The sequence below is a fragment of the Streptomyces sp. P1-3 genome (assembly GCF_050613155.1).
Classification (GTDB): Bacteria; Actinomycetota; Actinomycetes; order Streptomycetales; family Streptomycetaceae; genus Streptomyces.
In genome coordinates, this window is record NZ_CP192512.1 from 311,463 (window position 1) to 333,896 (window position 22,434).

A 22,434-nucleotide genomic window follows, 5' to 3' on the forward strand; every position below is an offset into this window, starting at 1 on the left:
ATCGGGCAGGATTGCGCCTCTACGACGAAGTCCTCGCCCTCATCGCTCAGCAGACAGGGACGGCCACCTACCAAGGCCGGCTGCCTGATGGGGACGGAAGGTGCGGCGGTACGCCTGGGGGCTGACGCCGAGGGTGGCGTGGAGGCGTTGGCGCAGGGAGGCGCCCGTGCCGAATCCAGCCCGGTGGGCGACCAGGTCGATCGGCCAGTCGGTGGTCTCCAGGAAGTGGCGTGCGAGGTCGACGCGTTGCCGGGTGAGCCACTGTCCGGGCGTGGCGCCGACTTCGTCGCGGAAGCGGCGGCTGAAGGTGCGCACGCTCATGTTGGCGTGGGCGGCGAGGTCGGACAGGGTCAGCGGTTCGGCCAGGTGCTGCATGGCCCATGCCCGGGTGGCGGCGGTGCTGCCGGTGGACGGATCGGGGACGGGGCGCTGGATGTACTGGGCCTGGCCGCCGTCACGCCACGGCGGTACGACGCAGGAGCGGGCGACCTCGTTGGCGATGTGGCTGCCGTGGTCGCGGCGGACGATGTGCAGACACAGGTCGATGCCCGCGGCGACTCCGGCCGAGGTGAGGACGTCGCCGTCGTCGACGTACAGGACGTCGGGGTCGATGCGGGTGCTGGTGAACATCCGCTGCAGCCGGTCGGCTTCGCGCCAGTGGGTGGTGGCGGGGCGGCCGTCGAGGAGGCCGGCGGCGGCCAGGACATAGGTGCCGGTGCAGATCGCGACGATCCTCGTTCCGGGGCGGATGGCGGCCAGGGCCTGACGCAGCGGGCCGGGCAGGCGGCCTTCTTCCCGGATCGGTCCCAGTCGGTGGGAGGGCGGGACGACGACGGTGTCGACGGTGGCCAGCAGGGAGGCGTCGTGGGAGACGGCGAGGTCGTAGTCGCCCTCGGCGCGCACGGGCCCGCCGTCCAGGCTGCAGGTGGCCACGGAGTAGAGCGGGTTGCCGTCGCTGCCGCGGGCGGCGTTGAAGATACGGGCCGGGATGCCGAGCTCGAAGGGGACGACACCGTCCAGGGCCAGAACGCCGACACGATGCATGGCCAGATCCTTTCAGGACATGGCCATCACGCCACCACCGGGGGCGTTGCCCACCAGACAGTCTTGCGCCGTGCCCGAGACCACCGGCACGAGAACCCGAGACACCTCCCCGGAGAAGGAACGCCTCCATGCCCCAGCCCGTCACCGCCCCTTCGACCATGCGCGCCGTGTCCCAGGACAGGGCCGGAGCCCCCGACGTCCTCAAGGTCGTCGAGACCGAGCGACCGGAGCCGGGCCGGGGCGAGATCCTGGTCCGCGTGCGCGCGGCGGGCGTGAACCCCGCCGACTGGAAGACCCGCGAGCGCGGCGTGTTCGCCACCGGAGCGACGCCTCCCTTCACCCTCGGCTACGACGTGGCCGGAGTCGTCGAGGCCGTCGGCGCCGGCGTGACGATCTTCCAGCCCGGCGACGAGGTGTTCGGGATGCCCCGCTTCCCGCACCCGGCAGGCGCGTATGCCGAGTACGTCACGGCACCGGCCCGCCACTTCGCCCCGCGCCCACACGGCCTCGGCCCCATCCAGGCCGGCGCCCTGCCACTGGCCTCGCTCACCGCCTGGCAGGCCCTGGTCGACACCGCTCATGTCCAGACGGGGCAGCGCGTGCTGATCCACGCCGCGGCCGGCGGTGTCGGCCACCTGGCCGTACAGATCGCCAAGGCCCACGGCGCGTACGTCATCGCCACCGCCAGCGCTGCCAAGCACGACCTGCTGCGCACGCTCGGCGCCGACGAACTCATCGACTACCGCACCCAGGACGTCGCCGACACCGTTCGCGACGTCGATGTCGCCCTCGACGGCATCGGCGGACCCAACTGGACACGCTCCCTGCGCACCCTGCGCCGGGGCGGCATCCTCGTCTCCCTGCTGCCGCCGGACGACACCTTCCCCATCCAGCAGGCCGAGGAAGCCGGGGTACGAGCGGTGTTCATGCTCGTCGAACCCGACCACCAGGGGCTGCGCGAGATCAGCGCCCTGGTCGAGGACGGCCGCCTGCGGGTGATCGTCGACGCGGTGTTCCCCCTCGAACAGGCCGCTCAGGCACACGCGTTGGGCGAAACGGGCCGCACCACCGGGAAGATCGTCCTGACGGTCACCCCCGACCCCGAGCGGCCTTAAGACCGCTGCCCGCCTCCGTCGCGGTGGCGGCGGAGGCGGGCAGCTCGCCGAAGGCGCCTGCCCCTCCCCTGTCTCACAGGTAGTGGGTGGCGGCACCGTCTCCGATCTCGACGAGCAGCAGGCTCCACGCGGCGACCGGGCTGGCGCTGAGCAGCACCGCGCGCTGTCCGTCCCCCAGCCCGCCGCGTGCGAGCTCCGTGTGGAGGTTCAGCAGGACGTCGTTCGGGCCGAGGTGGCCGTACTGCCGGAGGTTGTCGAAGCACGTCGTACTGATCTTGATGTCGAGGGCCTCCTCGGTGAAGCGGAAGGCGCCCACGGACAGGTTGTGGCTGAGGTAGCAGGAAATGTCCTGCGGCCGCAGGTGGTTGCGTTCGAGCAGGCGCTCGTGGAGCGCGCGCAGGCGGTTGCGGGTCTCCACGGCGAGCCGGAAGGAGTACTCCGGGATGTCGCGGCACTCCTCGCGCCAGTCGGCGACGGGCCGGCCCCGGTAGTCGACGTGGAAGAGGTCCCAGAAGTCGCCGTCGGTCTCCTGCACGATGTCGAGGACGCGGACCGGTCCGCGCCGGGAGACGATCGCGGCCGCGCCGCTGTCGCCGCTGACGGTCACCGGGTGCCGGTACCGCAGCGGCGTCGGCGGCTTGCTGCCGTGCGCCACCAGGACGTGCTCCAGGTCCCCGTCGGCGGCGAGCAGCCCGCGGGCCGCGAGCAGCGCTGGAGTGAGGGAGACGCAGCCGAGGCCGCCCACCGAGAACGTCACCGCGCGCCGCGCGCCGAGCAGGGCCTGGAGCCGGGTGGCCGCCGAGCTCATCAGGGTCTCCGGGGCGCGGGCGTCGATCAGGATCAACGCGCCGATGTCCTCCGCGGCCAGGCCCGCGTCGGCCAGAGCGCGACGGGCGGCGCGGGCCGCGAGGTCGAAGGCGGAGAGCGTGTCGTCGGCGCGGACCTCGTCGATGCCGAGCTGCGCGCAGCTCTCCCGCTCGGCCTCGCCGAGTCCGTCGAGGCCCGGCAGCTCCGCCACGCGCAGCACGCCGTCCGGCTGGTAGCAGGCCGCCGCCTTGAGGGCGGTCGTCGCCGGTGCCATGGTCACCGCCTCCCGTCGGCGTCGGCGGGCGCGGGCTCGGCGAGTTCGGTGAACGCCTCGACGAGCCGGTCGGCGAAGGCCTCCATGTCCGCGGCGGCGACGGGCTGCTCCGGCGCCGCCGGCGCGGCGGGGACCTTGACCGCGACGGCGGCCGGCTCCCGCAGCACGGGGTTGCTCAGCACGTCGTGCGGGGTGACGTGCAGCCCCGCCCGCGCGGCGCGCGTGGCGATGGCGACGGTCAGGATCGAGTCGCCGCCGATCGGGAAGAAGCTGTCGCCCGGCGCCACCTCCGCGAGGCCGAGCAGGTCGGCCCCGATCCTGCCGAGGATCCGCTCGGCATCGCTTCCGGTCCCGCGGGCGACCACCCCCGGGGCCAGGGTCGCAGTCACCGATGTCATCTCGTTCGTCCTGTCACGGTCGGGCATCTCGCTCTTCCTCATCATGTTGCGGTCGAGCTTTCCGTCTCTCGTCTTGGGCAGGTCGTCGTGGCGGAGCACGCGGCCGGGCACCATGCAGCGCGGCAGCGCGCGGGCCCCCACTCCGTCAGCTCGGCCTCGTCCGGCACCCGCTCGCCCGCGACATAGGCCACCGGGACCTGGGCGCCGGAGGGCTGCTCCGCGGCGAGGACGAGCGCTTCGCGCACCCGCGGGTGCGACATCAGCACCCGCTCGATCTCGGCGGGTTCCACCCGCTGCCCGCGCAGTTCCCGGACGCCGACTCCTCCCGCCCCTCGGCCGTCCGCTCCAGCGACAGCTTCAGCCCCGGCTCATCGGCATCCTGGGCGACCACCGCACGCAGCCCTCGTGCCGCGCCAAGGGACCACCTGAGTCCGCTCCTGTTCGTCGCACGCCGGAGCAGGCCCGATGGGCCGCTCCCTTCAACGGGCCGAATTCCAACGGTGCCGGGCTGTTGCCGCCGCCTTCCTCAAATGGGGAAATGAAGGTGCGTCAGTACGAATGGCACGCGCGGAGTTCCCCTTCCAGGCCGCCGCCACTTCCAAGACCGTACACGGCCAGTGCCCACGACAGGGAGAGTCAGAAGCCGCGAAACCCCGTTTTCTGGTGCCGGCGAAGCGGCGAGACAGCAGGCTGATGTCCCGCTGACATGACAGTGGGACCTGACCCACCCGATACCACTCTTTGCAGAATTCACCACTGCCGCAAGGGCCGGCTGAGCGACGGGAGAACAAGTGAGATGGCGCATTCCCCATGCTTCAAGCAGCGCGGCGGATTGCGGGGTTGCTCCTTGCGATCAGTCGTGGTTATTGTCGATCAAGCACCAGGGAAAACCATCACGGGGGACGTTGCCTGCTTTTCTTCAGGCCGCTGGAGTATGTACTTCGATTCCACGTGAGTCCCCCGTTTGCAGAACTCACTGCACCCTGTGTTGCCATGCCAGAAAAAGAGGAGGTGACTATCTGATGCGAAATGACGAGCGTATGGAGGAGCGTGAGCTCCAGGCCTACGAGGCCCCGGAGATGTTCGAGTGCGGTTCCTTCCAGGAGGAGACCGGCTACATCGGCGCCGCGGGTGTGGAGCCGATCGCCCATCTCCCGAAGAGCTGGTGGTAATCGCCGCCTGATGTGCAGAGCCCGGTAAGGAGGTCGAAATGGTCGGTCCCGGGATGCAGTACTTCGTGGTTCTGCCGGATCACGAGACCGCGGCCGCGGCCGTCGACCGGCTTCCGGCGGGCAGCACGCAGATCATGAGGCACCGGTCCGGCCGGCCCTGGGTGGCCGGCCGGCTGGCCGCTGAGCGGGTCCTCCTCGCCGAGAACGGGGACACCCGGCTCGCCGTCGTCGGCCACTGCTCGGCGACGCCCGCCGAACTGGCGGCGGCCGCCGCCCGTATCAGCGACGCAGCGCAGCTCGACGGGCTCGGGGCGTCGTGGGCGGGAAGCCACCACCTGATCGCCTCGGTGGCCGGCCGACTGTACGTCCGCGGCAGCGCCTCGGGGCTGCGCCGCGTGTTCCACGCGTCCCTTCGCGGACTGGTCATCGCCGCGGACCGTGCCGATGCGCTGGCCGCGTTGCTCGACGCCCCCCTTGACCGGTCCTCGCTCGCGCTGCGGCTACTCACCGCCGTACCGCACCCGCTGGGAGAACGGCCGCTGTGGCGGGACATCGCGACGGTGCCTCCGGGCTCCCGTCTGACCCTGTCCCCGGACGGGCGGCGGCACGCGGTCACACGCTGGTGGCGGCCCCCGGAGCCGGTGCTGTCCCTCGCGGAGGGGGCGACCGCGCTGCGGCAGGCGCTGGAAGACGCCGTCGCGGTACGCGCCCGTGGGGCTCAGGCCGTCAGCTGCGATCTGTCCGGCGGCATGGACTCCACCTCCCTGACCGTGCTGGCCGCCCGGGAGCAGGCTCGGGTGACCGCCTTGACCATGGAGAACGACGACCAGGCCGACGACGACGCGTACTGGGCACGGAAGGCCGCGGCGCACCTGCCGCGGGTGAACCACGTCGTCTTCCCGGGCCGTGAACTCCCCGGCTTCTTCGAAGACCTGCTCGGGGTCGACAACGTCCCCGATGAGCCGTCGATAGCCATGCTCAGCGCCCCCCGCCTGCGTGCCGGGCGGGAGCGGGCCATCGCCCACGCGCGCCTCCACCTCGACGGATTCGGCGGCGATCAGGTCCTGTCGGGCACTCCGGCCTACTACCACGATCTGCTGCGCAGCCGTCCGTGGCGTGCCGTCAGGCGACTGCGCACCGTCCGTCTGCTCACCGGGTTCCCCCTGGGCAGCTCGGTACGGACACTGCTGGACGGCAGCTCCTACCGCCGCTGGCTCGCCGCCGAGGTCCACGCGCTCTCCCGCGGCCAGGCGCGCCGCCCGCGGAACGAGACGTTCGACTGGGGCGGGGCCCTGCGCGTGCCGGAGTGGCTCGCGCCTGACGCGACGGACCTGTTGGCCGAGACCCTGCACGAGGCGGCCGGCACCGCGGAACCGCTGGCACCCACCCGGGGAAGGCACGGCGATCTGCTGGCGATCCAGGAAGCCGGACGCATGATCCGCCAGTTCCACCAGCTGGTGGAAACGCCGGAGTACACGCAGGCCTCGCCCTTCCTCGACGACCTGGTCCTGAACGCCTGCCTGGCCGTCAGACCCGATCAGCGCGTGACTCCATGGGAGTTCAAGCCGCTCGTCAAAGCGGCCATGGCCGACGTCATGCCCTCCGAGCTGCTCCAGCGGCGGACCAAGGCCTCCGGCTCGATGATCGCGGCGGAGGGCTTCGAACGCGGCCGGCGGGAACTCGCGGCGCTGTGGGACACCTCCCGACTGGCCGAACTGGGGCTGATCCGTCCGCAACCGCTGCGCGAGCTGTTCCGCCGCCCCTACACGGCCCGACTCCACGAGGGAGCCATGCCGGTGACGCTCAGCTGCGAACTGTGGGCACGAGCAGCCGCCACGAGCACCCCCGCCCACCGCTGAGACACCACCGCCCACGCCTACGGACACCGTCAGCCGACGTGACACATGGACAGGACAATGGCACTGCGACTGCACCCCGACATCTCAACAGCCGACACCGAGTACGGAACAGTGCTGCTCGACGGGGCCGGCGGCCGCTACTGGCAGCTCAACGCCACCGCGTCCGCCGCCTTCCATGCCCTCCTCGACGGCGGCACGGTGGAGGCGGCCGCCCACCGGCTGACCACCGAATTCGACGTCGACGCGGCGCGGGCACGCGACGACGTGGAGCGCCTGCTGTCCAAGCTCATCGACGCGAAGGTGGTGCAGGCGTGAGCGCGGTCGTACCGCACCGCGTGCGGGTCCGGCTGTCGCCGTGGCGGCGTCTGCTCACCCTGCTCGCGGTGGCCGCCGCCAAGCGACTGGCGCGCAAGCCGCCGGCCCGTATCCGTGTCGTACTGGCCCGGCTGCGCAAGGGCGCCCGCCCTGCGACCTACGCCGAGGCACAGGCCGCCCGGGAGGCCGTGGTGGCGGTGAGTCTGCGCTGCGCCGCACCCGAGGGCTGCGTGCCCCGCTCGCTGGCGACGGTCCTGCTGTGCCGCGCGGGCGGCACCTGGCCGGCCTGGACCGTGGGCGTACGGGCCCGTCCGCCGTTCGGCGCGCACGCCTGGGTCGAGGCGGAGGGCCGCATGGTCGAAGAGGAGGCGGATTCCTCGTACTTCCGCACGCTGTTCTCCGTCCCGGCACCGAAGACCGGCCCCGGCACGGCCGGGGCCGGTTCTGGGTAGAACTCGGTGACGGACGCTGCCGGTACGCATCCGATTCGGCCCACTCAGCACGGAATTAACCGAGCTTGTTCCCATATTGACCGGCGATTACTGTTTCACCTCGTGGAATCAAACATACGCACACGCCGCAGGGGCCGGCTCAGGGCGGCACTGCTCGCAGTGTCCTCTCTGGCGGCCGTCATGACGGGCACCCAGCAGGCCGCCGCCGGGGACGGCGGCCCGAACGGCGGTACGTTCGCGAAGGTGGACGAATCCGAGTTCGTCCTGTACCCGCGCGAGATGCCGGGAGTCGACCCCGGTTCGAACGGAGACCAGACGGCCAGGTCGGTGATCGAGGGCGTGGAGGCGGCGAACGCCGTCACCAAAGCCTCGCCGCTGAGCGTCGCCCAGTCACGGCAGCACGTCGGCCGCAAGCTGTGCAAAACGACTGGTATCAACGGCGCACTCAAGTACAACGGGTTCTGCTGGGACAAGACGGACGACGACACCAGCGCCTGGCACAAGGGCTGGCATCCGCAGGGCATGTCGGCCTCGCACGAGGCCTACGAGAGCGGCACGATGGACGGCCACCACCTGTACATGCAGGCCTGGTACTACGGCGTGGGCGGTGAGCCGGACGACCGGGACAAGAAGGCCCGCGTCTCCATCCTCGAGTCCACCGGCAACGACTGGAGCTACGGGCACGTGCTCCTCGTCAAGCCCACCGGCAGCCGGGCCAAGCCCGACTTCACCGCGGTCGACAAGGTCCACGCCGACGGCATGGTGTGGTACGGGAACAGGCTGTTCGTGGCCAACGGCGGCGAGCTGCAGATCTACGACCTGAATCACCTGTGGAAGATGAAGTCCGTCTCCGACCGTGTGGGGATCAAGGACGGTGTCTCGTCGGCAGGCAATCACCAATGGGCCCTGCCCATGGTCGCCCGCTACTCGACGCGCACCAAGGCTCAGGAAGGCGCGTCCGCCAACAAGAGCCCCCGGTTCTGCGGCGACCCCGGCGACCGCTACCTCATCGGCTGCCTGAGCTCCCTGAGCCTGGACCGCAGCAGTGGGAGCCTGGTGTCCGGGGAGTACCGGAACAACTCCGATGAATTGCAATACCTGAATCCGCCGAAGGCCATCGACGAGCGCCCGGCGCGCGTGATCACCTGGCCCCTCCAGCACATCGGCGAAGGGGGCACGTCGCCGGTCAAGGCCACATCCGCCCATGTCGCTCCGGTCCGCCAGCTCCAGGGCGTGGCCACCGACGGCACCTACTTCTACCTGTCCGCCGAGTGCCCGGTCGACTACATGAGGGACCACAGGCCCGGAGACGACGGCAGCTACTCCTGCATCTGGCAGGCCAAGCCGGGCGGCCAGACAACGGTGCTGACCCGCACACCGCCGCTCACCCAGAACCTGAACTACGCGCCCCAGTCCGGCCGTCTGTGGGGCAGCAACGAAAAGACCAGCTACCGCGTCGTCTTCTCACTGCTGCCCAGGCGGCTCGACAGCGCCACCTACCTCAGCAATGACTACAGCGCGCTCTGCGCCGGCGCGGGCAGCAAGATCACCGACGGTTCGAAGGTCATCCAGTGGGGGTGCAACAACGCCCAGGACGAGCGCTGGACATTCGAGGACACCACCGACTCCAACGGCAAACGCGCCTACTTCCTGCAGAACGCGTACTCGGGCAAGTGCATGGGCTCCGCGTCGAGCCTCGCCAACGGGGCGGGCATGATCCAGTACACGTGCAACGGCAAGGTCGACGAGAAGTGGTGGTACGACCCGGGCACGCACGAACTGCGGAACGTCTACTCCGGCAAGTGCCTCGGCCTCGGCTCCAACGCCACCAAGGGATCCCAGCTGGTCCAGTGGACCTGCAACGGCGCACCGGACGAGAAGTGGTCCAAGACGGCGCGCTGAGCCAGGCGGCCCACTGCCGGCAGGCGCACGGCCCGCCGCGCCTTCTGCGCCGTCTCATCTGGGCCTGGCGTCGTTCTGGGTCCGCTGCCCCATGCGCTCCCAGAACTGCCTGAGTTCAGTGACGTCCGTGCGCTGCTGCCACCCGGCCTGGGGACGGAAAAGGGACCGCGACCGCGACAGCAGGGTGGACTGCGCCCGGCAGAAGGCCTCGCTCAGCTCGACCCGGTGGCTGTCGAGGCCCGTGGGCGGGTAGGGGCACAGTTCGAAGGCGCAGTCGTCCCGGCAGTTGGAGCCCGCCTGTGAGGCCGCCGTGCGCACGACACTGCGGCCCGGGTCGAGGGGGCCGCGGTCCCGCGTGAGGCACGGTGGCAGGTCCGACCGGGCGGTGCGCTGAAGTCGCCGGAGCCGGTCCTTGGGCCAGTCGCCCCGCTCGGCGAGGTTGAGCAGCAGGAGCACGTCGGCGAGGAGTTGCCGGGCGCGCGGGTGCAGGGTGCTCCACCCCGTGGAGGGCGGGATCCACAGGCGGTGCTTGCGCGCCTCGCCCCGCGGGGCCGTCTGCGACCCGACCTGGGCGGCGACACCGGACTCGTCGATCCAGAGGAACCGTGCCGGCTGCCGGGTCTCCATGGCCCAGACACAGAGTTCGGCGGCCGCGTCGACGAAAGGGTGCTGCGGCTCGCCGCCGGGGAGGGCGAGCCACTGGCGGACCTGTTCCGCGGGATCGGAGCCCTTTCCGCGCTCGGGCGGCGTCACCGCGGGGCCGTCGGGCAGGTCCCAGAGGGTCAGCGCGTGCAGCAAGGTGAGGCGGGTGAACCAGAACCGGGTGCGCTTGAGCATGTTCCAGGCCTGCTCGCTCAGGTACTCCCGGGCCTCGGGCCGGGCGTGTGGATGGCTGTGGCGGCGGTTGGCCGCGTACTTGAAGCCCTGGGCCAGGGCCACCTCCAAGCTGAGGTCGAGAGCGGTCGCGTCGGCCGGTTCCGGCACACCCACCCGCCGCACCCAGCTCTCGAGGAACTCGTAGGGGGTGTCCTGATGGCGGTGGGTGGTGACCGAGCCCACCAGAAGGGGGACCAGCCAGGCGCACATCGTGTCGTCCCGCCACTCCCGCTCCTCGGCTTCGCGCTCCTCCCCCTCCTGGCGGCGCTCCTGGCGCCTTTGCTCCTCCCGTTCCCGCAGTTCCCGTTTGGTGCGCGCGACCTCGCCCTCCGCCTGACGGCGGGTCCTGGTCTCCTGATCCGCGACGGCCTCCGGCTGCTGACCGCCCCACAGCCTCTCCCTCCAGTCCGGCTCACGTTCCACCCGCTGGTCCTGGACGATCTGCGGTCCGCGCAGGCGGGGCTGGAGCGCCGCGAAGGCGCTGTCGCCGCCGGCCCCGATCTCCTGCGCGATGGCGACGCGGACGGGGTACGAGGGCTCCAGCCGCGCGATCTCGAACAGTTCCAGGTAGGCGGGCTGCAGGGTGTGCCTGCGGGCGACGGCTCGCATGGCGTCGCCGAAGCGTGACACCAGCAGCGCCTTGGCCGTTCGCAGGGTGCGCGGATCGCGTGCGCGCAGGTCCGGCCAGGAGGTGGCCAGCTGCATGGCGATCAGGTGCTGCTGCGGTTCGGCATCGGCGCTGTCGATCTCCAGGGCCGCCGCGTACAGCTCCAGTGCCTTCGTGTGCAGGGTGCGGCCGAAGAGGCGCCGTACGTCCGAAGTCCGCGCACCCGAGGTCTGTCCGTCGGGGGGTCCCGGCTGGTCGCCGCTGACTGTCTGCGCCCGGCAGGCCGCACGCAGCAGGAGGTCGCGCGCCGCGGACACCGGACACCAGGGCTCCCCGTCGCCGTGTGCCTCCGGGTGGACACACGACCCTTCGGGCGTACGGGAGTACAGGACCATGGCCATGAGCAGTTCCCGCCCGGGGTTCTCCAGCGCCGCGGGGAAGTAGGCCCCGTCCCTGGGTTCGCCGGGAACGTCCGGGCGGATCACGGCGTTCATGAACCGGGCCCCGAGGTGGGCCTGGATCACGCTGTGCTGGAAGCGGACCCGGTCCCCACCGAGCTCCAGCAGGCCCATCCGCGTGCCCCAGTGCGCGGCGAGGCGGATGTCCAGCTGGCTTCCCTCGACCCTCCTCGCCAGCTCCCGGATGATCTCGGGGTAGCGGGGCCGCGAGGGGTTCCGCTCGTCCACCAGGTCGGTGAAGCGCACCTCGGAGGAGTCCGCGGCGAGTCCGGCGCACGCCAGCGCCGACAGGTAGTGGATCGCCCCCCGCCGCTCCTCCTCGCTGAGCGGCACCTCAGGGCGGATGCGCCCGCTGATGAGGGCGTTGATCCAGGTGTCGAGGAGATGGAAGCGCAGCGCGGCCCGGTCCCCGCCGCGCGTCTCCACCGGCTCCTCCTGGGCGTGGCCGGTGAGGGCGCGTTCCAGCAGGCCCTCCTCGTTCAGTTCGCTGGCGATCTGCAGATAGGTGGGCGCCTCCGCGATGCCGGCCTTCTCCACGATCCAGTCCAGGCGCTGGCGGTCCTCCCAGGCGCTACCGGAGGAGATGTACCTGAGGGCGGCCTCCTCGCTCAGCGGCTCCAGATCGGTGAGGGACGCCTCCATCCCCCTCAGCGAGTTGTGCGGCCGCGACGTGATGAGGAGCGGCAGCCGCTCGTCGTTGGCCCGGCGGATCGCCAGTCGGATGATGGTATCGCGCTCCTCCGCGAGCTCCTCACCGGTCAGCGCCTCCTCCAGACCGTCCGCGAGGACGACGATCCGCCCCTGCTGGCACAGCCGCCGCCACACCTTCTCTCCCTCGGCGTCGGAGCGGATGCGCCCCTGGACTTCGCGGGAGAACCGTTCGAACGCCAGCTTCCGGAAGTCCAGGTCGTTCTCGGCGCTGCGCAGCCTCAGTGGCACGGGCACGGCGTTGCGCCGGGCGAGTTGCTCCGTCAGCAGCACGACCAGGGCCGTCTTGCCGGCTCCGACGCCGCCGACGACGAGGTGCGTACGGCGGCACCGGCTGTTCCGCAGGTCCTCCATGAGGACCTCGCAGAGCTGGTCTCGGCCCACCACCTTGCCGAAGATGCCGCCTGCCGTCTCCACCAGCTCGTGCGGAGCCTCCCGGGCCTTCTTGAAGTACGTCCTGCGCACGTGGGTGAACCGGAAGAAGAGGTACGCGATCGTGGCCAGGGCGAGAGTGAGGAACGGCATGGAGACGGTCTGGAGGATGGCACAGGACTGACCGCTCTTACCGCACTGATCGTCGACCCATGTGAGGGGCGACCGGAAGTCCTTGTCCGCTCCTTCCACCAGGGTGATCACGGCGAAGGCGGCCAGGAACAGCAGGACGAGCGCGCCGAGGAAGGTGAGTGCGAGTAACGGGAGGTACCAGCCGCTCTTGCGGACCCGCCATTTGCGGGCCCGGTCGTATCCCTGCTGCGCCAGCCGCCGCGAAGCATCCCTGCCAACGTTCACCCTCTGACTGGTTCCGTGTCAGCCTCCGCTTTCGGTGTCGGCTCGCCGACATTCACCCGCGCGGAGCAGTACGGACGGGGTGGAGCCCAGCCAGCCGCAGGACGGCGTCCAGCCCGCGATACGAGCCGGGAGCGGCTCCCGCGGGCAGCACATAGGAGCGCAGTCCGGCGCCGGCCGCGCCGCCGTCCTTCGCGGGGTGGTCACCCACCATGAGCGTCGTGGCCGGTTCGGTGCCCAGCTCGCGGCACGCGTGATGGAACAGCAGCGGATCCGGCTTCTCGGTGTCGTGCTCGTAGGAATGCACCCAGGAGGAGAAGTAGTGGTCCAAGCCGTGATGGGCGAAGGTGGCGCGCAGATCCCATCCCACGTCGCTGACCACACCCAGGGCCACCCCACTGCCCGCCAGTTGGCTCAGGGTGGACTCGGCGTCCGTATACGGCACCCAGTGCTCGGGGGCCTTCAGTTGCTCGTAGAGAACCTCGGCGACCGGCGCCAGTTCGGGGACCGAGGAATACCAGGTGGTGAAGGCGCGCCGATGGGCTGTCGACGACACGTCCCGGGCGCGCTGGGCGTCCACCACGGCGGGGTCGGACAGCCCGGCTTCGAGCCGGCTCAGGATGAGGTCCATCGCCGCGTCGTCCACCGGCCGCGGCAGCGCCGCGCGGATTCTGTCCGCGTACGTTCCGACCTGGAAGAGTGTGCCGGAGAAGTCGAAGAGTACGGCTCGGACGGCGGAACGGGGTGCTAACGAGGCGGTCGTGGCACGGATGGGCCCTTCCGGGCCGCAGACGGGGATCCCACTCATCCGATCTTCCTATCGCGGCCCGGGCCCACGTACCAGGCCGCCGGCAGGCGCGGCCGGCCGCGCTTCCGGTATGCCCAGAGCGGCGAAGAGGAGCGAGGAGAGTTGGAGGCGGCCGGCTTCACCCCGCAAACCAGCGGAGGGCACTGACAATGCCGGTTGGCGTCCCTGACGGACGTCACGGACGCACCGCGAAGAAAGCCCGCCGAGCCGCCCGCCCCGAAGCACGGCTCAGCAGTCCTGGCGCGGCCTCGGTCACCCCAGCGGCTTGTCCAGCACCGCCTTGGTGTGGCTGAAGGTCTCCAGTGAGTACTCGCCGTGGTAGCGCCCCATCCCGCTCTCGCCCACCCCGCCGAACGGCAGGTCGGGCGCGGTGAGATGGGCGACCGGCAGGCCGAAGGTGAGCGCGCCGGAGGAGGTCTCGGTCAGCAGCCTGCGCTTGGTCTCGTCGGAGTCGGTGAACGCGTACAGCGCCAGCGGCTTGTCCCGGTCGTTGACGAACGCGATCGCCGCGTCCAGGTCGGGCACCGCCACGATCGGCAGGATCGGGCCGAAGATCTCCTCCCGCATCACCGGGGCGTCGGGCGAGACATCGGCGAGGACGGTGGGTGCCAGGTAGCGGTCGGCGCGGTCATGGGTGCCGCCGATGACCGTACGGCCGCTGTCGAGGAGCGCGGTCAGCCGGTCGAAGTGGCGCTCGTTGACGATCCGTCCGTACTCGGCCGCGGCGGCCGGATCCGCTCCGTAGGCCTCGCGTACGGCCTCGGCGAGGTGCGGCTCGATGTCCCGGGCGGTGTCGCCGATCGCCAGGACGTAGTCGGGGGCGACGCAGGTCTGGCCGGCGTTGAGGAACTTGCCGGCGACCAGCCGCCGGGCGGCGGCGGCCAGATCCGTGCCCGGGTCGAGGACGGCCGGGCTCTTGCCGCCCAGTTCCAGCGTGACCGGCGTCAGATTCCGGGCGGCGGCCGCCATCACGATCCGGCCGACGGTGCCGTTGCCGGTGTAGAAGATGTGGTCGAAGCGCTGGGCGAGCAGCGCGGTGGTCTCCGGAACGGCACCCTCGACGACGGCCACCGCCTCGGCGTCCAGATAGCGCGGCAGCAGGCGGGCGAGCGCGGTCGAGGTCGCGGGGGCCAGTTCGCTGGGCTTGACGACGGCGCAGTTGCCCGCGGCCAGCGCGCCGACGAGCGGGGCGAGCGCGAGCTGCAGCGGATAGTTCCAGGGCGCGATCACCAGGACGACGCCCAGCGGTTCCCGGACGACCCGGGCGGTCGCCGGGAGCAGCCGCTCGGGGAGCTCCGCGGGCCGGGGTGCCAGCCAGTCGTCGAGGTGGTCGAGGGTGTGGTCGATCTCGTTGAGGGTGAAGCCGATCTCGGTGCGGTACGCCTCCTCGGGTCCCTTGCCGAGGTCGGCGGCGAGCGCGGCGATGAGGTCGTCGCGGTGGTCGGTGAGCAGAGTGCGCAGGGCCGACAGCTGGCCGCGCCGCCAGGCGGTGGAGGCGGTGCGGCGGGTGGCGAAGGTGGTGCGGAGCCGGCCGACGACGTCGGCCGCGTCCAGGTCAGGGGTGGGGGTGTGCGATGCCATGGCCACAAGACTACAGGAAACGAAAACTTTTCGTTTCGTAATGGAGGGCCGTTAGACTCCCGGTGTGGGCGAACACACCGAGAGCAACCAGACCGCGGCGGCCGGGCGGGCGGCCGCCCGGGGCCGCCCGCGGGACGCCGAACGCGACCGTGCCCTGCTGGAGGCCACCGTCCAGGTCCTCCAGGAGAGCGGGTACGGCGGGCTCACCACGGCCGCGGTCGCCAAACGGGCCGGGGTGTCCACCGCGACCCTCTACCGCCGCTGGCGCTCCAAGGAAGACCTGGTCGTGGGCACCGCCGTGCGCTGGGCGAGCGACCTCGGCCCGCAGCCGGACACCGGCAGCCTCGAAGGCGACCTGACCGCGCTGCTCCGGGACAAGGCCGAGACGCTGGAGGGCCCCGGCGGGCGGCTGCTGCACGTCCTGATCGGCGAGTCCGCGCACAACGAGGCGCTGGCCCGCGTGCTGGACACCGCGATCATCGAGCCGGTCCGCGACCGGGCCGCCACCGTGGTGCGCCGCGCCGTCGACCGCGGCGACATCCCGCCGCTGGAGAACGCGCACGTGCTGGCCGACCTGGTCGTCGGTTCGATGGTCAGCCGCCTCTTCCTGACCCCCGACGCCGCGCACCGGGCCCCCGCGGACGGCACCTCGTCCGGCGAGGCGGCGATCCACGAGCTCCTCCCGTTCCTGCTGCGCGCCCTGGGGGCCCATCAGGGCTGAACCGGGATCGGCGCCGCCGTACGCCGATCGGGTGACCTTCCTCAGGGCCTGGAATGACCCCGGGCCGTCACGTGTTGTGGCGGACCATGAAGGCAATCAGCGCGAAGAGCTACGGCGGCCCCGAGGGCCTCGAGTACACCGACCTGCCCGACCCGAAGGTGGGCCCCGACGCGGTCCTGGTCAGAGTCAAGGCAGCCGGGATCAATCCCGTGGACTGGAAGATCCTCGCGGGCTATCTCGACCCGATGATGGATGCGCACTTCCCGCTCATCCCCGGGTGGGACGTGGCGGGCGTGGTCGAGGCGGTCGGCGCCGACGCCACCGAGTACGAGATCGGTGACGAGGTCATCGGCTATGTCCGCAAGGACGCGGTCCAGCACGGCACCTACGCAGAACTGGTCGCCGCGCCGGTCCGGACCCTGGCGCGCAAGCCCGCCGCGCTCAGCTGGCAGCAGGCCGCCGGGCTTCCGCTCGCCGGACTGACGGCATATCAGTCGATCAAGCGAGTCGGCACGAAGGCCGGCGAGACGGCGCTGGTGCACGCCGCGGCCGGTGGCGTCGGCTCGCTCGCCGTCCAGATCCTGGTCGCCCAGGGCACCCGCGTCATCGGCACCGCCAGCGAGCGCAACCACGACTTCCTGCGCTCCCTGGGCGCCGAGCCGGTCACCTACGGCGACGGCCTCGCCGAGCGGGTGCGGGCGCTGGCGCCCGAGGGAGTCGATGTGGCCCTGGACTTCGTCGGCGGTGGTGTCGTGGACGTCTCGCAGGAGCTGCTCAAGGACCGCGGCCGGGTGGCGTCCGTGGCCGACGGCGAGGTCACGCAGAAGGGCGGCCACATGGTGTGGGTGCGCCCGGACACCGCCGATCTGACCGCGCTCGCCGCGCTCGCGGACGCCGGGAAGCTGACCGTGCCGGTCGATGCGGCCTTCCCGCTCCCCCAGGCCGCCGAAGCCCTCCGCCGCAGCCAGGAGGGCCGGGCCCGCGGCAAGATCGTCCTGGAGGTGTCCTGAGCCGCCCTGCCCCGACGGCGTGGTGGGCGGGGCCGTTCAGACCCCGCGCGCCACGCTCGCCCGAACCGGCTCTGGCCTGCCCCAGGCCGGCTCAGGCCTACCCCAAGCCGGCTCAGGCCTACCCCAAGCCGGTTCAGGACTGCGCCAGGCCGGTTCAGGGCTGGGCCAGGTAGTCGGCGAGGGCGCTGCGGCTGCGTTGCAGGCTGTCGATGCGCTCGTCCACGGCCGCCAACTCCCGGTCCAAGATGGCCCGCAGGTCCACGCACATGTCGAACTCCGGCCGCTCGCCCCGAGCGCACGGCAGCACCGAGCGGATCACCTCGGTGGACAGGCCCGCGTTCAGCAAGGCACGAACCTGCCGCACGGTGAGCACTGAGCCCTCGTCGTAGTCGCGGTAGCCGTTCGGACCGCGCCCGGCGTCAAGCAGCCCCTGCTCCTCGTAGTACCGCAGCAACCGCGGGCTGACCCCGGTACGCCGGGACAACTCCCCGATCAGCATGTGACCCGCCCCATCTGAGGTTGACCTTCCCATCGATGTGAAGCCTTAACGTCACCCCGTGAGCAGACATTCCGCGGACGTCGTCCGCGGTACCGGCATCCCGGCGTCCCGGCGTCAGGCCGCTGCTCGCGCACAGTGATGGCGGCCGCGTCGACGACGCCGGGCCCGCCATCACGTCCCATCGATTCCGTACCGCTGGAGTGACACATGACCTCGTTCGTTGTTCAACGTGACGGCCGGGCGGCGACCGCCGGGGAGTTGGCACCGCTCGCCTTCGCGGGCTACGCCCACTTCACCGCCATGCAGGTGCGCGGGGGCCGGGTCCGCGGCCTCGACCTCCATCTGGAGCGACTGCGGTTCGCCTCGGTGGAGTTGTTCGGCCAGGCATTGCCCGACGACCGGGTGCGGTCCTGTCTGCGGGCGGCGCTGGAGGCCGGTCCGGCCGACCTCTCGCTGATGGCCACGGTGTACTCGCCGGCGGGTGAGTTCACCGTGGCCGGGGCCGACGTGGAGCCCGAGGTCCTGGTCCGTACCGGGCCCGCGGCGACCGGCCCGGAGGGCCCGCTGGCGCTGTCGGCGGTCGAGTACGAACGGGTCCTCCCGGCCGTGAAGCATGTCGGCGAGGTGGCGAAGACGTACTTCCTCCGCCAGGCCGCCCGCCAGGGCTTCGACGACGCCGCTTTCGTCGACCGCCGGGGCCGGCTCAGCGAGGGCTCGATCTGGAATCTGGCGTTCTGGGACGGTGCCGCGGTGGTGTGGCCCGTGGCCGAGATGCTGGGCGGAACCACGATGGGCATCGTCCGGCGACAGCTGGATCGCCTCGGCGTCCCCCAGCGCGACCAGGAGGTCACGCTGGCCGACCTGCCCGCGCTGGCCGGTGGTGCCGTCATGAACTCATGGACGCCGGGTGTGGCCGTACACCGGATCGGCTCGGTTGCCCTGCCCGAGGCGCCCGCCTTCCTGGAGTTGCTTCACCGGGCCTACCAGGCTGAACCACTCGCCTCGCCGTGAGAGCCGGTCCGGCCGTGCCGCCCGCCCCGACCCGAGCGGGAACCGGTCTCTTCCAGCGGACAGTTGAGGATGAGGCATTTCTCGGAAGCGCAGTCCGGGAGCCGTATCTGACGTCCAGTGAAAGGCCGTAACGTGAAGATGTTGCACAGCAGCCGCGGCGTCCGCGGCGCGATCGCGGTGAGCGCCGCGATCCTGGTGGCCGCGGGCACGACGTCGGCGTTCGCCGCCCCCTCGACCTCGTCGGGAACCTCGCCGTCCGGGACCTCGCAGCGCGCCTCCGGCTGGAGCGAGTCGAAGGTGACGCCGGGCAACGCCACACTCATCAGCTCGACCCGGCCCGACGCGCACACCACGTGGGTGGCCGGCATGCGGTTCATCCCCAGCGGGGACAGCTTCGACTTCGCGCCGACCCTGTGGGAGCGCGACGAGCGGAACGGCCCCGGGTGGAAGCAGGTGCGGACCGCGCCCGTGCCCCAGTCCTACGACGTCCGGTTCAATGACGTCGACGCGTCTTCGCCGCGTAACGCCATCCTGGGCGGTGACTACGCCGAGCAGGCCGGCGGTGTGGTGACGCAGCGCTGGAACGGCACGGCCTGGAAGTCCGCGATCGCTCCGGTGCCCCGCGGGACCATGGAGGCCGGATTCCTCTCCGTCGACACCCGCGCCCCCAACGACGCCTGGGGAGCGGGCTGGGCGCAGGTCCCCGTCACCGAGGACGACTCTCGTTACGTGGGGATGCTCCAGCACTGGGACGGCACCCGCTGGAAGGCGCAGAAGCTCCCGGACTTCGGTGAAGGAGAGGGCGGCTGGAGCTTGGAGAGCGTCGCAGCACTCGCCGCCGATGACGTGTGGGCCGTGGGCAGCACGTACAACGAGAGCGCCGCGAAGCCGCTGCTGCTGCACTACGACGGCACCCGCTGGAGCAAGGTCGCCGCTCCCGGCCTCGGTGCCGCGCGCGCGGGCCTGAACGCGGTCGCCGCCGGGCCGGACGGACAGGTCTGGGCCGTGGGGGGATCCAAGAAGCCCGACGGCTCCCCGGAGGGGCTGGTGCTGAAGTACGACGGCAAGAAGTGGACCAACGTCCCGCTGCCGAAGGGGACCGGGGAACTCGGATCGGTCACGGTCAGCCAGGGTGACCCCGTCGTCGTGGTTAAGGGGACGGATGACACCCGCAGCGCGGTGCTCCGCCGCACCGGCGGAACGTGGGTGTCGATGAACCTGCCGTCCGACGGTGCCAAGCCGCTCGACGCGATAGACGTCTCGGCCTCGGGCCGGACCATTGACGTCACCGGCCATTACCCGACCACCGGCTCCCAGTGGGTGGGTCCCGGATCCGTGCTGACCGCGCGCCGGTAGCGGAGCCCGAGCGGGGGACGGACGGGCACAGCCGTCCCCCGCTCCCAACGGGCACCCGCCGTCCCCCGCTTCCTGACGGGTGCCCGCCGTCCCCACTTCCCGCACTTCACGCCCCACTTCACGCCCGTCCCGCGCCCGTCCGCATCCACACCGTGGCCGCGGCCGTCACCGCCAGCAGCCCCGCACTGATCAGCAGGCTCACCCGCATCCCCGCCGCGAACCCGTCCGCGACCAGCGCTCCGAAGGTGGCGATGCCCAGGCCGCCGGCCACCTGGCGAGCGGCGTTCAGCACGCCCGCCGCGAGCCCGGCCCGCTCGGCGGGCACGGCGTCCAGCATGGCGGTCGTCAGCGGCGGCACCGTCAGCGCGCAGCCCAGCGACAGGGGGACCAGAAGGAAGGCCAGAAGGAGCGCGGGGGTATTCGCGTCGACCTGCAAGAGGAGCAGGAGTCCCGCCGCCGCCAGCGGCTGGCCCACGAGCATGGGCAGGCGCGGCCCGAAGCGGGCGGCCAGTTTGCCCGCGAAGACGTTCGTCACCGCGATCACGCCGGTCATGGGGAGGAACATCAGCCCTGCCGACAGGGCCGAACGCCCCTGCACCTGCTGGAAGAAGAGACTGAAGACGAAGATCATGCTGTAGAAGGCCACGCTGACGGCCGCGCCCGCCGCGACCGTGATCGCCACGGTGCGGTCGCGGAACAGCCCCAGGGGGACGACCGGATGCGGCTGGCGCGCCTCCGCCCACACGAACGCGGCACCCGCCGCCACCGCGACGGCCAGCGCGATCAGGCCCGTCGTACCGCCCTCGATCACCGCGAAGGCCAGTGCCGCCAGGGCGACGACGGCGGTCAGCTGCCCCGGCAGGTCCAGGGGTGCGGGCCGGCGCTCCGACCGGGGTGCGCGGACCAGCAGGGCGAGGGCCAGTGCCGCCAGCGGCAGGTTGACGAAGAAGATCCCACGCCAGTCCCACGCGGTGGTCAGGATCCCGCCCGCGACCGGGCCGACCGCGACGGCCGCCGAGCCTCCGGCCGTCCACAGCGCCACGGCGCGCGCCCGCTTGGCGGCGTCGTCCGGGTACGCCTGGCGTACGAGGGCGAGCGAGGCCGGCAGCATCACGGCGGCCGCGACACCCTGCACCACCCGGGCCCCGATCAGGAACGGCAGGTTCGGGGCGAGGCCGCAGGCCGCGGAGGCGAGGGCGAACACCGTGATCCCGAGCGCGTACGTCCGGGTGGCACCCGCCCGGTCGGACAAGGCACCGGTGGACAGCATCAGCGCGGCGAACGCGAGGGTGTAGGCGTCCACCACCCACTGCAGCCCCGACGTCCCGCCGCCCAGCGAGGACTCCATCGAGGGCAGCGCCACGTTCACCACGGACGCGTCGAGGCAGGTCAGTGTGAAGCCCAGCAGGGCGGCGGCCAGGGTGAGGCCGGGTGACGGCCGGCGCGCGCCGGGCCCATGTGATCCGAGCCGACGCGATCCGGGCTCATGCGATCCGGGCCGATGCGCACCGGACGTATCCGACCTGGTGGCCAACTCGCCTTGTTCTGCCGGTAGTTGAGGGGTCTCGGTGGTGGTGTCCGTAGCCATGCCCTCACTCTGGCGATCTCCGGCGGCGTACAGTAGTGGCCTGAATGCCATACATCCGGAGGTTCTGGCCATGCCGCAGCCCCAGCCGCACCGAGCGCACCGCGTCGCCGTGATCGCCCCGTCCCCGGTGTCGATGTTCAACCTCGCCATCCCCGAGATGCTCTTCGGGAAGGCCGAGGTGGACGGGCATCCCGGCTATGAGGTGATCGTCTGCACGCCGGTGCCCGGCCGGATCGCCACCACCGGAGGCCTCTCGCTGGAGGTGGACCGCGGCCTGGACGCCGTGCACGACGCCGACACCGTCCTGGTCGCGGGCACCGGGCACCGCTACGAACCCGATCCGCTGACCGTCGCCGCCGTCCGCGAGGCCGCCGCCGCGGGCAGGCGGATCACGTCGATCTGCAGCGGTGCGTTCGTCCTCGCGGAGGCGGGGCTACTGGCGGGGCGCAGCGCCACCACGTACTGGGAGCTCGCCGAGGAGCTGCGCACCCGCTACCCCGCGCTCGACCTCAAGGGCGACGTCCTCTACGTCCATGACGAGTCGATCATGACCTCGTCCGGGTACGCCGCCGGGATCGATCTGTGCCTGCACATCATCCGTACCGACTACGGCGCCGCCGTCGCCAACCGGGTGGCTCGCGCCGCCCTGGTCGCGCCTGTGCGGCCCGGCGGCCAGACCCAGTTCACCCAGACCCCGCTCCCGCCCGAGCGCGGCAACGCCTGCGCTGACACCCGCGGCTGGGCGATGCGGCACCTCGACGAGCCGCTCACGCTCACGGACCTGGCCCGGCACGCGGGCGTCAGCGTACGCACGCTCACCCGCCGCTTCCACGCCGAGAGCGGCGTGAGCCCTTTGCAGTGGCTTCTGCATCAGCGCATCGAGAGGGCGAAGGAACTGCTGGAGACCACGACGCTGCCGATGGACCAGGTGGCCCGAGCCTGCGGCCTCGGCACGGCGGATTCCCTCCGCGGCCATCTGGCGCGCCGCACGGGGCTCACCCCGAGTGCCTACCGGGCCCAGTTCAGCCGCCTGGCGGCCGCTGCCGGGGTGGGCACGGCCATGACCGCCTGATCGGCACGGCCGACG

Annotated in this window: 20 protein-coding genes; 11 read left to right on the forward strand and 9 right to left on the reverse strand. The window is 71.6% G+C overall.

Annotated elements, in window-relative coordinates:
• Nucleotides 1–39 precede the first annotated feature (39 nt).
• Nucleotides 40–1,044 carry a GlxA family transcriptional regulator gene (locus ACQUSR_RS01045; RefSeq protein ID WP_431040604.1) on the reverse strand — a complete coding sequence of 335 codons (1,005 nt, stop codon included), beginning with the start codon at nt 1,042–1,044 and terminating at the stop codon, nt 40–42.
• Nucleotides 1,045–1,172: 128 nt separating this feature from the next.
• Between ACQUSR_RS01045 and ACQUSR_RS01050 the strand changes: the two genes are divergently transcribed.
• Nucleotides 1,173–2,159: an NADP-dependent oxidoreductase gene (locus tag ACQUSR_RS01050; protein WP_431040605.1), complete on the forward strand. Its 987-nt coding sequence runs from the start codon at nt 1,173–1,175 to the stop codon at nt 2,157–2,159.
• 73 nt (nt 2,160–2,232) lie between these two features.
• Here ACQUSR_RS01050 and ACQUSR_RS01055 read toward each other — a convergent pair whose 3' ends face one another.
• From ACQUSR_RS01055 to ACQUSR_RS01065, 3 genes are read right to left on the reverse strand one after another with little or no spacing between them, the layout of a single operon-like run.
• The gene (locus ACQUSR_RS01055) at nt 2,233–3,240 is read right to left on the reverse strand and encodes a 3-oxoacyl-[acyl-carrier-protein] synthase III C-terminal domain-containing protein (RefSeq protein WP_431040606.1); all 1,008 of its coding nucleotides are present in this window, start codon (nt 3,238–3,240) and stop codon (nt 2,233–2,235) included.
• Between the two features lie 2 nt (nt 3,241–3,242).
• A complete protein-coding gene (locus ACQUSR_RS01060; RefSeq protein ID WP_431040607.1) occupies nt 3,243–3,638 on the reverse strand; it encodes a phosphopantetheine-binding protein in 396 nt (131 codons plus the stop codon).
• Between the two features lie 41 nt (nt 3,639–3,679).
• The gene (locus ACQUSR_RS01065) at nt 3,680–3,928 is read right to left on the reverse strand and encodes an AMP-binding enzyme (RefSeq protein WP_431040608.1); all 249 of its coding nucleotides are present in this window, start codon (nt 3,926–3,928) and stop codon (nt 3,680–3,682) included.
• A gap of 732 nt (nt 3,929–4,660) precedes the next feature.
• Between ACQUSR_RS01065 and ACQUSR_RS01070 the strand changes: the two genes are divergently transcribed.
• The 5 genes from ACQUSR_RS01070 to ACQUSR_RS01090 all read left to right on the forward strand — a co-directional run bounded on the left by ACQUSR_RS01070 (nt 4,661) and on the right by ACQUSR_RS01090 (nt 9,338).
• Entirely contained in the window at nt 4,661–4,810 is a 150-nt protein-coding gene (locus ACQUSR_RS01070) for a hypothetical protein (RefSeq protein WP_431040609.1), read from the forward strand.
• Between the two features lie 38 nt (nt 4,811–4,848).
• The gene (locus tag ACQUSR_RS01075) at nt 4,849–6,669 is read left to right on the forward strand and encodes an asparagine synthase-related protein (RefSeq protein WP_431040610.1); all 1,821 of its coding nucleotides are present in this window, start codon (nt 4,849–4,851) and stop codon (nt 6,667–6,669) included.
• A gap of 57 nt (nt 6,670–6,726) precedes the next feature.
• Entirely contained in the window at nt 6,727–6,984 is a 258-nt protein-coding gene (locus tag ACQUSR_RS01080; protein WP_431040611.1) for a lasso peptide biosynthesis PqqD family chaperone, read from the forward strand.
• Nucleotides 6,981–7,436 carry a lasso peptide biosynthesis B2 protein gene (locus ACQUSR_RS01085; RefSeq protein WP_431040612.1) on the forward strand — a complete coding sequence of 152 codons (456 nt, stop codon included), beginning with the start codon at nt 6,981–6,983 and terminating at the stop codon, nt 7,434–7,436. The genes ACQUSR_RS01080 and ACQUSR_RS01085 overlap by 4 nt, the downstream gene beginning before the upstream one ends.
• A 180-nt stretch (nt 7,437–7,616) precedes the next feature.
• Nucleotides 7,617–9,338 carry an RICIN domain-containing protein gene (locus ACQUSR_RS01090; RefSeq protein ID WP_431040613.1) on the forward strand — a complete coding sequence of 574 codons (1,722 nt, stop codon included), beginning with the start codon at nt 7,617–7,619 and terminating at the stop codon, nt 9,336–9,338.
• Between the two features lie 54 nt (nt 9,339–9,392).
• Here the strand turns inward: ACQUSR_RS01090 and ACQUSR_RS01095 are convergent, their stop codons facing one another.
• The 3 genes from ACQUSR_RS01095 to ACQUSR_RS01105 form a co-directional block, all read right to left on the reverse strand.
• Nucleotides 9,393–12,776, reverse strand: a complete 3,384-nt coding sequence (locus ACQUSR_RS01095; protein WP_431040614.1) for an NACHT domain-containing protein — start codon at nt 12,774–12,776, stop codon at nt 9,393–9,395.
• 52 nt (nt 12,777–12,828) lie between these two features.
• Nucleotides 12,829–13,581: an HAD family hydrolase gene (locus ACQUSR_RS01100; RefSeq protein WP_431040615.1), complete on the reverse strand. Its 753-nt coding sequence runs from the start codon at nt 13,579–13,581 to the stop codon at nt 12,829–12,831.
• Between the two features lie 252 nt (nt 13,582–13,833).
• A complete protein-coding gene (locus ACQUSR_RS01105) occupies nt 13,834–15,162 on the reverse strand; it encodes an aldehyde dehydrogenase family protein (RefSeq protein WP_431040616.1) in 1,329 nt (442 codons plus the stop codon).
• A gap of 64 nt (nt 15,163–15,226) precedes the next feature.
• Between ACQUSR_RS01105 and ACQUSR_RS01110 the strand changes: the two genes are divergently transcribed.
• Together ACQUSR_RS01110 and ACQUSR_RS01115 are read left to right on the forward strand one after the other, a co-directional pair.
• Nucleotides 15,227–15,883, forward strand: coding sequence for a TetR/AcrR family transcriptional regulator (locus ACQUSR_RS01110; RefSeq protein ID WP_431040617.1), 657 nt, complete (start codon nt 15,227–15,229; stop codon nt 15,881–15,883).
• Between the two features lie 86 nt (nt 15,884–15,969).
• Entirely contained in the window at nt 15,970–16,893 is a 924-nt protein-coding gene (locus ACQUSR_RS01115) for an NADP-dependent oxidoreductase (RefSeq protein WP_431040618.1), read from the forward strand.
• Nucleotides 16,894–17,047: 154 nt separating this feature from the next.
• Here ACQUSR_RS01115 and ACQUSR_RS01120 read toward each other — a convergent pair whose 3' ends face one another.
• Nucleotides 17,048–17,392 (reverse strand): MerR family transcriptional regulator, encoded by a 345-nt coding sequence (locus ACQUSR_RS01120; protein ID WP_431040619.1) that lies wholly within the window; start codon nt 17,390–17,392, stop codon nt 17,048–17,050.
• Between the two features lie 207 nt (nt 17,393–17,599).
• On the opposite strand from ACQUSR_RS01120, the gene ACQUSR_RS01125 reads away from it, so the two are divergent.
• Together ACQUSR_RS01125 and ACQUSR_RS01130 are read left to right on the forward strand one after the other, a co-directional pair.
• Nucleotides 17,600–18,403 carry an aminotransferase class IV family protein gene (locus ACQUSR_RS01125; protein WP_431040620.1) on the forward strand — a complete coding sequence of 268 codons (804 nt, stop codon included), beginning with the start codon at nt 17,600–17,602 and terminating at the stop codon, nt 18,401–18,403.
• Nucleotides 18,404–18,535: 132 nt separating this feature from the next.
• Nucleotides 18,536–19,759, forward strand: a complete 1,224-nt coding sequence (locus ACQUSR_RS01130) for a hypothetical protein (protein WP_431040621.1) — start codon at nt 18,536–18,538, stop codon at nt 19,757–19,759.
• A gap of 118 nt (nt 19,760–19,877) precedes the next feature.
• Here ACQUSR_RS01130 and ACQUSR_RS01135 read toward each other — a convergent pair whose 3' ends face one another.
• On the reverse strand, nt 19,878–21,347 hold the full coding sequence (locus ACQUSR_RS01135) for an MFS transporter (RefSeq protein WP_431040622.1): 1,470 nt from the start codon (nt 21,345–21,347) through the stop codon (nt 19,878–19,880).
• 70 nt (nt 21,348–21,417) lie between these two features.
• On the opposite strand from ACQUSR_RS01135, the gene ACQUSR_RS01140 reads away from it, so the two are divergent.
• Complete coding sequence (locus tag ACQUSR_RS01140; protein WP_431040623.1) at nt 21,418–22,419, forward strand: GlxA family transcriptional regulator; 1,002 nt, start codon at nt 21,418–21,420, stop codon at nt 22,417–22,419.
• Nucleotides 22,420–22,434 lie beyond the last annotated feature (15 nt).